Annotated in this window: 10 protein-coding genes; 3 read left to right on the top strand and 7 right to left on the bottom strand. The window is 69.7% G+C overall.

Annotated elements, in window-relative coordinates; genetic code table 11:
• Positions 1–2 precede the first annotated feature (2 nt).
• The 4 genes from QFZ26_RS15245 to QFZ26_RS15230 form a co-directional block, all read right to left on the bottom strand.
• Positions 3–404 carry a VOC family protein gene (locus QFZ26_RS15245; protein WP_307043584.1) on the bottom strand — a complete coding sequence of 134 codons (402 nt, stop codon included), beginning with the start codon at positions 402–404 and terminating at the stop codon, positions 3–5.
• Between the two features lie 99 nt (positions 405–503).
• Positions 504–1,538 carry a hemolysin family protein gene (locus QFZ26_RS15240; RefSeq protein ID WP_307043582.1) on the bottom strand — a complete coding sequence of 345 codons (1,035 nt, stop codon included), beginning with the start codon at positions 1,536–1,538 and terminating at the stop codon, positions 504–506.
• Positions 1,535–2,863 (bottom strand): hemolysin family protein, encoded by a 1,329-nt coding sequence (locus QFZ26_RS15235; protein ID WP_307043580.1) that lies wholly within the window; start codon positions 2,861–2,863, stop codon positions 1,535–1,537. The genes QFZ26_RS15240 and QFZ26_RS15235 overlap by 4 nt, the downstream gene beginning before the upstream one ends.
• Before the next feature lie 154 nt (positions 2,864–3,017).
• Complete coding sequence (locus QFZ26_RS15230) at positions 3,018–4,457, bottom strand: GuaB1 family IMP dehydrogenase-related protein (RefSeq protein ID WP_307043578.1); 1,440 nt, start codon at positions 4,455–4,457, stop codon at positions 3,018–3,020.
• Positions 4,458–4,606: 149 nt separating this feature from the next.
• On the opposite strand from QFZ26_RS15230, the gene QFZ26_RS15225 reads away from it, so the two are divergent.
• The gene (locus tag QFZ26_RS15225) at positions 4,607–8,407 is read left to right on the top strand and encodes a multifunctional oxoglutarate decarboxylase/oxoglutarate dehydrogenase thiamine pyrophosphate-binding subunit/dihydrolipoyllysine-residue succinyltransferase subunit (protein WP_307043576.1); all 3,801 of its coding nucleotides are present in this window, start codon (positions 4,607–4,609) and stop codon (positions 8,405–8,407) included.
• A gap of 66 nt (positions 8,408–8,473) precedes the next feature.
• Here QFZ26_RS15225 and QFZ26_RS15220 read toward each other — a convergent pair whose 3' ends face one another.
• The 3 genes from QFZ26_RS15220 to QFZ26_RS15210 all read right to left on the bottom strand — a co-directional run bounded on the left by QFZ26_RS15220 (position 8,474) and on the right by QFZ26_RS15210 (position 11,783).
• Positions 8,474–10,729, bottom strand: coding sequence for an MMPL family transporter (locus QFZ26_RS15220; RefSeq protein WP_307043575.1), 2,256 nt, complete (start codon positions 10,727–10,729; stop codon positions 8,474–8,476).
• An 80-nt stretch (positions 10,730–10,809) separates the two neighbouring features.
• Positions 10,810–11,067: a zf-HC2 domain-containing protein gene (locus tag QFZ26_RS15215; RefSeq protein WP_307043573.1), complete on the bottom strand. Its 258-nt coding sequence runs from the start codon at positions 11,065–11,067 to the stop codon at positions 10,810–10,812.
• Positions 11,064–11,783, bottom strand: coding sequence for a sigma-70 family RNA polymerase sigma factor (locus QFZ26_RS15210; RefSeq protein WP_373460727.1), 720 nt, complete (start codon positions 11,781–11,783; stop codon positions 11,064–11,066). The genes QFZ26_RS15215 and QFZ26_RS15210 overlap by 4 nt, the downstream gene beginning before the upstream one ends.
• A gap of 37 nt (positions 11,784–11,820) precedes the next feature.
• Between QFZ26_RS15210 and aroA the strand changes: the two genes are divergently transcribed.
• Together aroA and rsgA are read left to right on the top strand one after the other, a co-directional pair.
• Complete coding sequence (gene aroA, locus QFZ26_RS15205; RefSeq protein WP_307043569.1) at positions 11,821–13,191, top strand: 3-phosphoshikimate 1-carboxyvinyltransferase; 1,371 nt, start codon at positions 11,821–11,823, stop codon at positions 13,189–13,191.
• Positions 13,188–14,237: a ribosome small subunit-dependent GTPase A gene (gene rsgA / locus QFZ26_RS15200; protein ID WP_307043567.1), complete on the top strand. Its 1,050-nt coding sequence runs from the start codon at positions 13,188–13,190 to the stop codon at positions 14,235–14,237. Before aroA ends, rsgA begins: the two co-directional genes overlap by 4 nt.
• Positions 14,238–14,258: the final 21 nt, after the last annotated feature.

Genomic DNA, 14,258 nt, shown 5'->3' with positions numbered 1-14,258 from the left:
GCTCAGGCGCGCTGGGCCGACAGCATCGCCTTGGCGTCATCGAGCGAGATGCTCGTGGGCTGCGCGATCGAGATGATGTTGCCTTCGCTGTCGTTGAACCAGGCGCCGCGCTCGCCGTCCATGTCGACGACGCCGTTCTCGGTCTTCAGGCCGGGCAGGTCGTACTCGTTGAAGGTCACGCCCTTCTCCCGCAGTGCGGCCATGTCGCGGTCGAGGTCGTCGGTGAAGAGCCCGAACGAGGTGTTCTGCGCGGTGCCCGCGAACTGGGTCTCGTAGACGAGCAGGGGCACGCCGCCCACGATGTAGAAGTCGCCGCCCATGTCGGAGCGGAGGGGCGTGAGTCCGAAGACGTCGCTCCAGAAGCGGCGCGCCCGCTCCTGGTCGGACGCCGGAAGTACGGCCATGGCAATAGCGTTCTCAAACATGATGTTTCCTCGGATCCCTCGGGTCGGCGCCAGTCTACGCCGACCCGAGGAGTGCCGAGGGCCCGAATCCGGGGCCCCTCAGCCCCTTCGGGTGGCGTCCTGCACCTCGCCGACGAGCTCCTCGATGATGTCCTCGAGGAAGATGACACCCGTGGTTCGGCCGTCTTCGTCGAACGCGCGCGCGACGTGCGTGCCGAGGCGGCGCATGGTCGCGAGGGCGTCTTCGAGGTCGGTGCCGTCGAAGATCGACACGAGTCGACGCACGCGTTTCGCCGGAATCGGATCGTCGAACTCATCGTCGTCGAGGTCGATCACGTCCTTCAGGTGCACGTACCCGGCCGGTTCGCCGTCGACATCGAGGATCGAGTAGCGCGAGAAGCCGTGACGGGCCACGGCCCGTTCGACGTCGCCCGGTGTGGCGGCAGGCGGCAGGCTGACGAGCGCGCCGAGCGGCAGGGCGACGTCGAGCACGCGCTTCGTCGTGAACTCGAAGGCCGCCGTGAGCGTGCCGCTCGCGTCGAGCACGCCCTCACGGCGCGACTGGTTGACGATCGTCTGCACCTCCTCGAGCGTGAAGGTGGAGTTCGCCTCGGTCTTCGGCTCGACGCCGAAGAGTCGCAGCACGCCGTTGGCCGTCGAGTTCAGTGCGACGATGATCGGCCGGAACAGGCGGGCGAGAAGCACGAGCGGCGGCGCCAGGAACAGCACGGCGCGGTCGGGAATCGAGAACGAGAGGTTCTTCGGCACCATCTCGCCGAACACGACGTGCAGGTACGACACGAGCACGAGCGTGATGATGAACGCGATCGTCGACACCACCTCGGCCGACCAGCCCGTGACATGCAGCGGGATCTCGAGCAGGTGGTGGATCGCCGGCTCGGAGACGTTCAAGATCAGCAGGGAGCAGACCGTGATGCCGAGCTGACTCATCGCGAGCATGAGCGTCGCGTTCTCCATGGCCCACAATGCGGTCTTCGCGCTGCGCCGGCCCTGTTCGGCGAGCGGCTCGATCTGCGAGCGCCGTGCCGAGATCACCGCGAACTCCGCACCGACGAAGAAGGCGTTCGCGAGCAGCAGCACGAACAGCCAGGCGATGCCGGCCCAGTCGCTCATCGCGCCTCCTCCGTCTGGTCGGACCCGAGACGGGTCGGCGTGGGCACGAATCGCACCCGGTCGATGCGGCGCCCGTCGAGACGCTGCACGACCAGGGTGCCCTCATCGATCAGCACCTCGTCGCCGACCACGGGGAGCCGCCCGAGCTCGGCCATCACGAAGCCCGCGACGGTCTCGTAGTCGCCGTTCTCGGGAACCCGGATGCCCGTGCGCTCGACGAGCTCGTCGGGCCGGAGGATGCCGGGGAAGCTCACGGTGTCGCCACGGCGCACGATGCCCGCGCGGGTGCGGTCGTGCTCGTCGGCGACTTCGCCGACGAGCTCCTCGACGAGATCCTCGAGGGTGGCGACCCCGGCGGTGCCCCCGTACTCGTCGACGACGACGGCCATCTGGAATCCGCGGCCGCGGAGCTCGGCGAGCAGGGCGTCGAGCTTGATGGTCTCGGGCACCCGCAGCGCCTCGGATTGCAGTGCCGACGCCGGGACATCCGCTCGCCGGTCTCGTGGCACGGCCACCGCCTGCTTGACGTGCACGACGCCGACGATGTCGTCGAGGTTCTCGTCGTAGACCGGGAATCTCGAGTAGCCGGTCTGGCGGGCGAGCTCGAGCACCGCCTCGGCCGGTTCCTGTCGCTGCACCGCCGCGACCGAGGGCCGCGGCGTCATCACGTCGGAGGCGTCGTGGTCGGCGAATCGGAGCGTCCGGCCGAGCAGGGTCGCGGTGTCCTGCTCGAGGAGTCCGGCGCTCGCGGAGCGACGCACGAGCGAAGAGAGCTCTTCGGCCGAGCGTGCACCCGACAGCTCTTCCTTCGGCTCGATGCCGACGGCCCGGAGCAGCACGTTGGCGCTGCCGTTCAGGAGCGAGACCGCCGGGCGGAACACCCAGGTGAACGCGGTCTGGAACGGCATCGCGAGCTTCGCCGTCGCGATCGGCAGCGCGAGCGCGAAGTTCTTCGGCACGAGCTCGCCGATGACCATCGACAGGAGCGTCGCGATGACGATCGCCGTGGTCGCGCCCACCGGCCGCACGAGGGCGGCGGGCATGCCGATGGCGGCGAGCGGACCGGCGAGCAGCGAGGAGATCGCGGGTTCCATGGTGTAACCCGTGAGCAGGGTCGTCAGCGTGATGCCGAGCTGCGCGCTCGAGAGGTGCGTCGACGTGATCTTCAGCGCGGAGATGGTGAGGCCGAGCCGCGACTCGCCCCGCTCACGACGGGCCTCGAGATCGGCGCGATCGAGATTGACGAGCGCGAACTCGCTCGCAACGAATAAGCCCGTGCCCACGGTGAGGAGGAGTCCGATGCCGAGGAGGATCCACTCAGACATCACGACCTCCCCGGGTGGTCACGGGCGAGGGTCTATGGCCGGGCGTATTCGCAGAGGGGGGATCGTCCATGGTCGATCCAGTATATCGACGAGCGCGGTGGCGCTCTCGAGACCCGCGCGCCCATGCCTCCGTCGTCGCGAGCGCGCCCGGGCGCTACCAACTGACCGGCAGCGCCTTGCCCTCCTCGTAGCCCGCGGCCGACTGGATGCCCACGAGCGCACGCTCGCGGAACTCCTCGAGGGTGCGCGCACCCGCGTAGGTGAATGAACTGCGGACGCCCGAGGTGATCATGTCGAGCAGGTCCTCGATCGACGGCCGCTGGGGGTCGAGGTAGATGGACGACGACGAGATGCCCTCGGCGAAGAGCTCCTTCCGGGCGAGGTCGTAGGGCGAGAGACGGTCGAAGCGCTCGCGCACCGCCTTCGTCGAGGCCATGCCCCAGCTCTCCTTGAAGAGGCGTCCGGATGCGTCGCGGCGGAGCGTTCCCGGCGCTTCGATGGTGCCGGCGAACCACGACCCGATCATGACGGATGCCGCACCCGCCGCGAGTGCGAGCGCCACGTCGCGCGGGTACCGCACGCCGCCGTCGGCCCACACCGCGGCCCCGAGCTCGCGCGCCGCCTCGGCGGTCTCGTGCACCGCGGAGAACTGCGGACGGCCGACCGCCGTCATCATGCGGGTCGTGCACATGGCCCCGGGGCCGACCCCGACCTTCAGCACGTCGGCGCCCGCCTCGACGAGGTCCGCGACCGCGTCGGCGGTCACGATGTTGCCGGCGACGATCGGGACGCCGAGCTCGAGGTCGCGCACGATCGACACCGCGCGCAACATGCCCTCCTGGTGGCCGTGGGCGGTGTCGATGACGAGCATGTCGACCCCGGCCGCCACGAGGGCCCGCGCCTTGGCTGCGACATCGCCGTTGATGCCGACCGCGGCGGCGACGCGGAGCCGACCGTCGCCGTCGACGTTGGGCCCGTAGACCGTGCCGCGCAGCGCGCTCTTGCGACTGAGGGTGCCGACGACCCGGCCGTGCTCCAGCACCGGCGCGAATTCGAGGCCGGCGTCGACCATGAGGTCGAAGGCGCGACGCGGGGTGTCGACGTCGTCGGCGTCGAGGGATGCGAGCCCGCCGTGCACGAGGTCGCCGAGGCGCGCGTCGGGCAGCGCGGTGGCCAGCCGCTCGGCGGCGATGGATCCGACGTAGCGGCCGCGGGAATCGTGCAGCACGATGCCGTGGCCCTCGGCGGGCGGCAGCGACTGGAGCGCGTCGGCCGCCGTGGCATCCGGACTGAACTCATGCGGCGTGTCGAACCGCGGCGACTGCGACTTCACCCAGCGGATCGCCGAGTCGAGGTCTTGCAGGTGCAGGTCCTGCGGTAGGACGCCGAGGCCGCCGCGCCGAGCCAGGGTGGCCGCGAGGCGGGGGCCTGTGATCGAGTTCATGTTGGCGGAGACGATGGGCACGGTCGCCCCCGAGCCGTCGTCGGGCGCGAGCGACACGTCGAGCCGGCTCGTGACGCCGGAGCGACTCGGCACGAGGAACACGTCGGAGTAGGTGAGGTCGTGGCTCGGCGCCGTCCGGTAGAACTCCATGCGTTCCACGCTACCGCCGCAAGGGTGCCCGCGCCCCGCCGTCGGGGGTTTAGGCTTGTGTGGGTGATCGGGCACGTCGCGTGTTCGCACACGACACGATCGCCGTCAGCATGAATCCAGCATCAACGGAGAGAGTGGGCGAAAAGGCTGTGTCGAGCCAATTGACCGGGTCGGGGTCCGACGAGACCACGGCTGGCGAATACGGAGCCAATGAGTGGCTCGTCGACGAGATGTACGAGAAGTACCTCGTCGACCCGCAATCGGTCGACAAGACCTGGTGGCCGGTGCTGGAGCACTACCGCCAGGTGAAGACCACCGCGGCCGCCCCGACCGAGGCTCCCGCGTCGGATGCACCGGCGCCCGCGGCATCCGAGCCGGCGGCCCCGGCGCCCGCGGCATCCGAGCCGGCGGCCCCGACGCCCGCGGCATCCGAGCCGGCGGCCCCGACGCCCGCGGCATCCGAGCCCGCCCCAACAGCGTCCTCGAACTCCGTCGTGGCCCAGGCGCCCGAGGCGCGCACCACCTCGGTCGCCCCCCGCACCCAGCCCGTACCGGCCGACGTCCCGATCACGAGCCCGCAGCCCGTCGTCGCCGACACCGAGCGCGAAGACGAGATCGTCACGCTCAAGGGCCTGCCGAAGACCCTCGCCGCGAACATGGACCAGTCGCTCACGGTGCCCACCGCCACGAGCGTGCGCACGATCCCGGCGAAGCTCATGATCGACAACCGCATCGTGATCAACAACCACCTGCGTCGCTCACGTGGCGGCAAGGTCTCATTCACGCACCTCATCGGCTGGGCGATCATCCAGGCGCTGAAGGAGTTCCCGAGCCAGAACGTGTACTACGCCGAGCGCGACGGCAAGCCGAGCGTGGTCAAGCCGGCGCATGTCGGCCTCGGCATCGCGATCGACCTTCCCAAGCCCGACGGCAGCCGCGCGCTCCTCGTGCCCGCCATCAAGCGGGCCGAGACGATGACGTTCAACGAGTTCCTCTCGGCCTACGAAGACCTGGTGCAGCGAGCCCGCGCCAACAAGCTCACGGCCGACGACTTCCAGGGCGCGACGATCTCGCTCACGAACCCGGGCGGCATCGGCACCGTGCACTCGGTGCCGCGGCTCATGAAGGGCCAGGGCTGCATCATCGGCGCGGGCGCCCTCGAGTACCCGGCCGAGTTCCAGGGCTCGTCCGAGAAGACGCTCGCGAACCTCGCGATCGGCAAGACGATCACCCTCACCTCCACGTACGACCACCGGGTCATCCAGGGCGCGGGCTCGGGCGAGTTCCTGAAGAAGGTCCACGAGCTCCTCATCGGCCAGCGCGGCTTCTATGAGAACCTGTTCGCCGCGCTCCGCCTGCCCTACGAGCCCATCCGCTGGGCGCCCGACATCTCCGTCGACATCGCGAGCGCCATCGACAAGACGGCGCGCGTGCAGGAGCTCATCAACTCCTTCCGGGTGCGCGGCCACCTGATGGCCGACACCGACCCTCTCGAATACGTCCAGCGCTCGCATCCCGACCTCGACATCGCGAGCCACGGCCTCACCTTCTGGGACCTCGACCGCGAGTTCGTCACGGGCGGGTTCGGCGACAAGCGCACCGCGCTCCTCCGCGACATCCTCGGTGTGCTCCGCGACTCCTACTGCCGCACCATCGGCATCGAGTACATGCACATCCAAGACCCGGTGCAGCGCAAGTGGATCCAGAACGAGGTCGAGCGTAAGTACGAGAAGCCCACGCACGACGAGCAGATGCGCATCCTCGGCAAGCTCAACGAGGCCGAGGCGTTCGAGACGTTCCTGCAGACCAAGTACGTCGGCCAGAAGCGCTTCAGCCTCGAGGGCGGGGAGTCGGTCATCCCGCTCCTCGACGAGATCCTGCAGGGCGCGGCGAAAGAGGGACTCGACGAGGTCGCCATCGGCATGGCGCACCGCGGCCGCCTCAACGTGCTCACGAACATCGCCGGCAAGACCTACGGCCAGGTGTTCCGCGAGTTCGAGGGCACGCAAGAGATGAAGGGCTTCTCCGGCTCCGGCGACGTGAAGTACCACCTCGGCACCGAGGGCACCTTCACGGCCGACGACGGCCACCAGATCCCCGTGTCGCTCGCCGCGAACCCCTCGCACCTCGAAGCCGTCGACGGTGTGCTCGAGGGCATCGTGCGGGCCAAGCAAGACCGGAAGCCGATCGGCACGTTCTCGACCCTGCCGATCCTCGTGCACGGCGACGCCGCCATGGCCGCCCAGGGTGTCGTGTTCGAGACGATGCAGATGTCGCAGCTGCGCGGCTACCGCACCGGCGGCACCATCCACGTCGTCGTGAACAACCAGGTCGGCTTCACGACGGTGCCGGGCGACGCGCGATCGTCGATCTACTCGACGGATGTCGCGAAGACCGTCCAGGCGCCGATCTTCCATGTGAACGGCGACGACCCCGAGGCTGTCGTGCGGGTGGCTGAGCTCGCCTTCCGCTACCGCCAGGAGTTCAAGCGCGACGTCGTCATCGACCTCGTGTGCTTCCGCCGTCGCGGCCACAACGAGGGCGACGACCCCTCGATGACGCAGCCGCTGATGTACAACCTCATCGAGGCGAAGCGCTCAGTGCGCAAGCTCTACACGGAGGCTCTCGTCGGTCGTGGCGACATCACCGAGGAGGAGTACGAAGAAGCGCACCGCGACTTCCAGGACCGCCTCGAACGCGCCTTCGCCGAGACGCACGCCGCGCAGACGGGAGCCATCCCGATCGTCGGGGCCACCGAGTCGACGCGCGAGGCCGAGCCGGTCGCAGGCGAGCTCGAGAGCACCGGCGTCTCGACCGAGGTCGTGCACGCCATCGGCGACGCGTTCAACAACAAGCCCGCGGGCTTCACCGTGCACCCGAAGATCCAGCAGCTCCTCACCAAGCGGCTCGACATGAGCCGCAACGGCAAGATCGACTGGGGCTTCGGCGAGCTGCTCGCCCTGGGCGCGCTGCTCCTCGAGGGAACCCCGGTGCGCTTCGCCGGTCAGGACGCCCGGCGCGGCACGTTCGTGCAGCGTCACGCGGTGCTCCACGACCGGGTGAACGGGCAGGAGTGGCTGCCGCTGCAGAACCTCTCCGACAACCAGGCCCGGTTCTGGATCTACGACTCGCTGCTCAGTGAGTACGCGGCGATGGGCTTCGAGTACGGATACTCCGTCGAGCGGGCTGATGCGCTCGTGCTCTGGGAGGCGCAGTTCGGCGACTTCGCGAACGGCGCGCAGACCATCATCGACGAGTTCATCTCGTCGGCCGAGCAGAAGTGGGGCCAGCGTTCGAGCGTCGTCCTCCTCCTCCCCCACGGCTACGAGGGCCAGGGCCCCGATCACTCGAGCGCCCGCATCGAGCGGTACCTGCAGATGTGCGCCGAGAACAACATGACGGTCGCGCGCCCGTCGACGCCCGCGTCGTACTTCCACCTGCTTCGCCGGCAGGCGTACCAGCGCCCCCGTCGCCCCCTCGTGGTGTTCACGCCGAAGGCGATGCTCCGCCTTCGCGGCGCCACGAGCGAGCTCGCGGACTTCACTCAGGGGCGCTTCGAGCCCGTGATCGACGACGCGCGCATCACCGACAAGTCGGCGGTGAAGCGGGTGGTCTTCATGTCGGGCAAGCTCTACTACGACCTCGCAGCCGAGCTCGAGAAGAACCCGAACCCCGAGATCGCACTGGTGCGCCTCGAGCAGCTCTACCCGCTGCCTGCTGCCGAGCTCAAGGCCGTTGCCGACGAGTACCCCCAGGCCGAGCTCATGTGGGCCCAAGAGGAGCCCGAGAACCAGGGCGCCTGGCCGTACTTCGTCATCGAGACGAACAAGCTCGGACCGCGTCCGGTCGCGGTCGTCGCGCGAGCCGCGGCTGCCTCGCCGGCGACCGGCTCCGCCAAGCGCCACGCCACCGAGCAGGCCGAGATCGTGCGCCGCGCCACCACGCTCTGACGCAGCGGGCATGAAGCGAGCGGATGCCCCGGGGCATCCGCTCGCTTCGTCGTCTGCGGCCGGGTGTCAGCGTTCCCCGCGCGCCAGCGCGCCGGGCCACCAGATGCCGCGGCCCACGTCGTAGGCCAGCGCCGGCACGAGCAGCGTGCGCACGAGGAACGTGTCGAGCAGCACGCCGAACGCGACGATGAACGAGATCTGTGCGAGGAAGAGGATCGGCAGCACCCCGAGCGCCGCGAACGTCGCCGCGAGGACGAGGCCCGCGGAGGTGATGACTCCGCCGGTGAGTCGGAGGCCCCGCACGATGCCTCGTCGTGTGCCGAACCGCTGCGACTCCTCGCGCACCCTGGTCATCAGGAAGATGTTGTAGTCCACGCCGAGCGCGACGAGGAACACGAAGCCGAAGAGGGGCACCGACGGGTCTGCCCCCGGAAAGTGGAACACGTGCTCGAAGACCAGCGCCGAGACGCCGAGCGCGGCCGCGAAGGAGAGCACGACGCTACCGATCAGGATGAGCGGCGCGACGATCGAGCGCAGCAGCAGCATCAGGATCACGAGGATTGCGGCGAGCACGAGCGGGATCACGAGCGTACGATCGGCGATCGCCGCCGAGTTCGTGTCGAGGGCGACGGCCGTCGGCCCGCCGACGAGCACGTCGGTGTCGATCTCGTCGAGGTCGTCGCGAAGCGAGGCGATGGTCGCCTCGGCCTCGCCGGAATCCGACGCGTCCGACAGGGTGACCTGCAGCAGCACCCCGCCGTCGACGACGGTGGGCTCCGGGGCCGGTGTCCCCGGTGGGCCGAGCGCCTCGATTCCGTCGCCGGTGACGGGTGCCGATCCCGATGGCGAGTCCGCGGCCGGCACCGACACCGACACCGAGGACACGCCGGATGCCGCGAGCGCGACGTCGGCCATCTCCTGCAGGTCGCCCGCTGGTCCGATGATCACCGCGGGGGTTCCAGAGCCGGCCGGGAAGTGCTCGCCGAGGAGTTCCTGACCCTCGCGCGCCTGGGATTCGCCGAGCACGAACTCGCTCGAAGGGACCCCATCGGCGTCGAGCTGCGCGAGTCCCAGCGACATCACGCCCAGGACCACTGCCGAGATGATCCAGACGGAGCGCGGCCGGTGCGACACGAGGCGGCCGATGCTCGCCCAGATTCCGCGATCGGGCAGGTCGGCCTCATCGGGAGCGGATGCGTCCTGCACGCCGGTCGCATGCCGTGCGTGATGCTCCACCTCGCCCGCGTGCGCGACGCGTCGCGGCCAGAACGCGGCGCGGCCGGCCCAGAGCAGGAGCGCCGGCAGGAGCGTGAGCGCCGCGAGGACCGCGAAGACGATGCCGATCGCCGCGACCGGGCCGAGGATCTTGTTCGAGGTGAGCTCACTCGCCAGCAGGATGAGCAGGCCCACGACGACCGTGCCACCCGAGGCGACGATCGGCTCCCACGAACTCCGGAGCGCCGCCCACGTGGCATCCCATTTCCGCTCATGGATCGCCAGAGTCTCGCGGTATCGGGCGATGTAGAGCAACGCATAATCGGTCGTGGCACCGATGACGAGGATGAACAGGATGCCCTGGGTCTGGCCCGACAGGAGCAGCACGTCGGCGCGCGCCAGTGAGACGACCGTGAAGACGGCCGCGCAGAGCGCCGTGAGACTCGTGAACAGCACGATGACCGGGAGCAGGGGCGACCGGTAGACGACGATGAGAATGACGAACACCGCGGCGAGCGCGACCGCGAGCAGAAGCCCGTCGATGCCGCTGAACGCGGCGGCCAGGTCAGCGGTGAACCCGGCGGGCCCCGTGACGGCGATCGTGGTGCCCGCGATCGTGGTCGCGTCGATGACCTCGCGGAGTTCGGCCACCGTGACCGACGGCCCCTCGGCATCGTCGCCGCTGTCGACCGGGATGATGACCTGCGCCGCCCGGCCGTCCTCGGACACGAGCACGGGCGACGCCTCATCGGCCCGGATCCCCTCGACCGCGAGAAGGTCGGTACGGAGGCCGTCGATCGCCTCGAGATCGTCGTCGTCCAGCATCTCGTCGCCGGAGACGACGACGATCGCGGGAACCACGTCGGCGTCGCGGAAGTCCTGCTGCAGTTCGCTGACCTCGGTCGCCTCGGCAGAGGCCGGGAGGAACTGCGCCTGGTCGTTCGTCGACACCTCGGTGAGCGAGCCGAACGCGATGCCGCCGGCGCCGAACGCCCCGAACCAGACGAGGATCAGCACGACGGGGATCAGCACGCGAAGCCATGCGGGCACCCCGGACGAGTAGCGAGCGTCGGTGGTGCGAGTCTCAGGATCGAGTTGGGCAGGCATCACCTACGACGGTACGCCGACGGAGGCACCCGGCGACGCCACCGCCTGGGTGAGTCCGGCGCCTCGGGTCGACCCGCTCGTCAGTCGACGAGAACGCTGTGACCCGACTGGAAGTCGCGGATGCGCGCGAGCACCACGAGCCGCAGCTCTTCGGGCGCGCTCTCGCGACAGGCCCGCTGCACGACCTCGGTGATCGCCACGCCCACGCGGAGCTCCGCCTGGCAGTCGGCGCAGTGTTCGATGTGCTCACGGATGTCGGCCGCGTCCTCGCGGCGCAGTTCGTGATGCAGGTACTCTTCGAGTTCGGCTCGCGCCTTCTCGCAACCGCAGTCGGTCATCGCTTACTCCTGGTGGGTTGGGGCGCCGGCTCGCCCGCCGCGAATCCCTGTTCGCGGGCATAGTCGGCCAGGGACTCGCGGAGCAGCCGCCTGCCACGGTGCAGGCGACTCATCACGGTCCCGATGGGGGTGTTCATCATGTCGGCGATCTCCTGGTAGGAGAACCCCTCGACGTCGGCGAAGTACACGGCGAGGCGGAAGTCCTCGGGAAGCGCCTGCAGGGCGTCCTTCACGGCACTGTCTGGCAGGTGGTCGATGGCCTCGGCCTCGGCCGAGCGGCTCGCCCTCGCAGTCGTCGACTCGGCACCGCCGAGCTGCCAGTCCTCGAGGTCGTCGATCGTGCCCTGGTACGGCTCGCGCTGCTTCTTGCGGTAGCTGTTGATGAAGGTGTTGGTGAGGATCCGGTACAGCCAGGCCTTGAGGTTCGTGCCTTGCCTGAACTGCGCGAACGCGGCGAAGGCCTTGACGAACGTCTCCTGCACGAGGTCTTGCGCGTCGGCGGGGTTCTTGGTCATGCGCAGCGCCGCCGCGTAGAGCTGGTCGATGAACGGCAGTGCCTGTTCTTCGAAGAGCTCGCCGAGCGGTCGGCCCGCGTCGGGCGAACCGGGGTCGGTCGGCGTGGTGTCGGTCTCGTCGGGAGTCATCACCGGCCATCCTAGATCGTCAACCGTGACGACCGTCGGGCGTTCGATCACTGCAAGCGACACGCGCACCATCTCCTTCTGCGTCCCCTGACGCTACTGTTGATAACCGATGCAGATTTCGAGGTATTCCGCACCAGAGTTCGATCCGTACGGCGAGGCCAGGCAGACCGAGCCCGACGACGGATGGCGGGCGCCCGTCGCCGTGGCCCCGCTCGATGCCGTGCTCGCGCTGCCGGGCTCGAAATCGCTCACGAATCGCGAGCTCGTGCTCGCCGCGCTCGCCGATGACCGGTCGACGCTCCGTGCCCCGCTCTGGTCGCGCGACAGCGAGCTCATGATCGACGGGCTCCGCGCCCTCGGCACCGGCTTCGATCCGCTGCCGGGCACCGGCGGCTTCGGTGCCGACCTCAGGGTCACGCCCGCGACCGAGCTCCTGGGCTCGACGACCATCGACTGCGGCCTTGCCGGCACGGTCATGCGCTTCCTCCCGGCTGTGGCGGCGCTCGCACTCGGCCCCACCACGTTCGACGGCGACGAGGCCGCGCGCCGTCGTCCGATGGCCGCCGTCATCCAGGCCCTCCGCGCACTCGGTGTCGACCTCGATGACGACCGCCGGGGCACCCTCCCGTTCACGGTGCACGGCACCGGCGCGGTCGAGGGCGGGTCCATCGAGATCGACGCGTCGGCGTCGAGCCAGTTCGTCTCCGGCCTGCTCCTGTCGGCGGCGCGGTTCGAGCGCGGCCTCGACCTCACGCACACAGGCGAGCGTCTCCCGAGCCTGCCGCACATCGAGATGACCATCGAGACGCTCCGCGCGCGAGGTGTCGAGGTGCGCAGCCCCGAACCCGGTCGCTGGCAGGTCTCCCCCGGCCCGATCCGCGCGATCGACGTCGCCATCGAGCCAGACCTCTCCAACGCGGCGCCGTTCCTCGTCGCCGCACTCGTCGCGGGCGGCTCCGTGACCATCACGGGATGGCCCGAACAGACCACGCAGGTCGGCGCCCAGCTCATCGAGCTGCTGCCCCGCTTCGGCGCGCGCGTCGAGCGCGACGCCGATCGCCTCACGGTGCACGCACCCGAGCGAACCGCCGACGGCGGCCGCGGCATCCGCGGCGTCGACCTCGACCTCTCGGAGGCCGGTGAGCTCGCACCCAACCTGGTGGCCCTGGCCGCCCTGGCCGACGCCCCGAGCACGATCAGCGGCATCGGGCACATCCGCCATCACGAGACCGACCGGCTCGCCGCGCTCGCCGCCGAGCTCAACGGCCTCGGGGGCAAGGTGACCGAGCTCGACGACGGATTGCGCATCGAGCCGTCGCCGCTGTCGGCGGGGCCGTGGCGTGCGCACGCCGACCACCGCATGGCCACGAGTGGTGCCATCGTCGGCCTCGCCGTGCCCGGCGTGGTCGTCGACGACATCGCCTCGACCGCCAAGACCCTGCCGCAGTTCACGGAGCTCTGGGAGCGGATGCTCGCATGACCTGGTGGAGCACCGACGACGACGAAGACGACGAGTCCGAGTTCGACGAGTCCGCGGTGCGGGTGCGGCCCAGTCGCCGCGGAAGTCGCCCGCGCACCAAGACGCGCCCCGATCACGCCGACGCCATCACCGGGGTCGTGCTCGGCGTCGATCGCGGACGCTATGCGGTGCTCCTCGACGAGGGCACTCCCGACGAGCGGGCGATCACCGCGGCGCGAGCAAGCGAGCTGCGCCGCAAGTCGGTCGTCACCGGCGACCACGTCGACCTCGTCGGCGACACGAGCGGTGACCCCGGCAGCCTCGCGCGCATCGTGCGCATCGGCGAGCGCTCGACGCTCCTTCGCCGAAGCGCAGACGACACCGACGAGGTCGAGCGCATCATCGTGGCCAACGCCGACCAGATGCTCATCGTCGTCGCGGCGGCGAACCCCGAACCGCGCATCCGCCTCGTCGACCGCTACCTCGTCGCGGCGTTCGATGCCGGCATCCGCCCGATCCTCTGCCTCACCAAGACCGACCTCGCCGATCCATCGGAGTTCCTCGAGAACTTCGCGGGGCTCGAGTTGCCGGTCATCCGCTCGAGCACCGACCGCATGCCGCTCGAGGAGATCACCGCCGCCCTGATCGGGCATCGCACCGTCTTCGTCGGCCATTCCGGTGTGGGCAAGTCGACCCTCGTGAACGCGCTGGTCCCGAGCGCACATCGCGCGATCGGACGAGTCAACGAGGTCACCGGTCGTGGCCGGCACACCTCCTCGTCGACGATCTCGCTTCGCGTGGAGGATGCGACGGGCACCGGCTGGGTCATCGACACGCCAGGTGTGCGCTCCTTCGGTCTCGGCCACGTGAAGCCGGAGAACATCCTCGGCGCCTTCACCGACCTCGCGCGCATCGCCGAGCGCTGCCCGCGCGGGTGCACGCACCTGCCCGACGCACCCGACTGCGCGATGATGGAGGCGGTCGAGGCCGGTGAGCTGGGTGAGACGGGTCGTGCCAGGCTCGATTCACTGCAACGGCTGCTCAGCACGTTCGCCGCGGCCGCCTGAGCGACGAGCACCGCCCCGGCC

The sequence above is a fragment of the Agromyces ramosus genome (assembly GCF_030817175.1).
Lineage (GTDB): Bacteria > Actinomycetota > Actinomycetes > Actinomycetales > Microbacteriaceae > Agromyces > Agromyces ramosus_A.
This window is presented reverse-complemented; position numbering and strand designations above follow the sequence as displayed.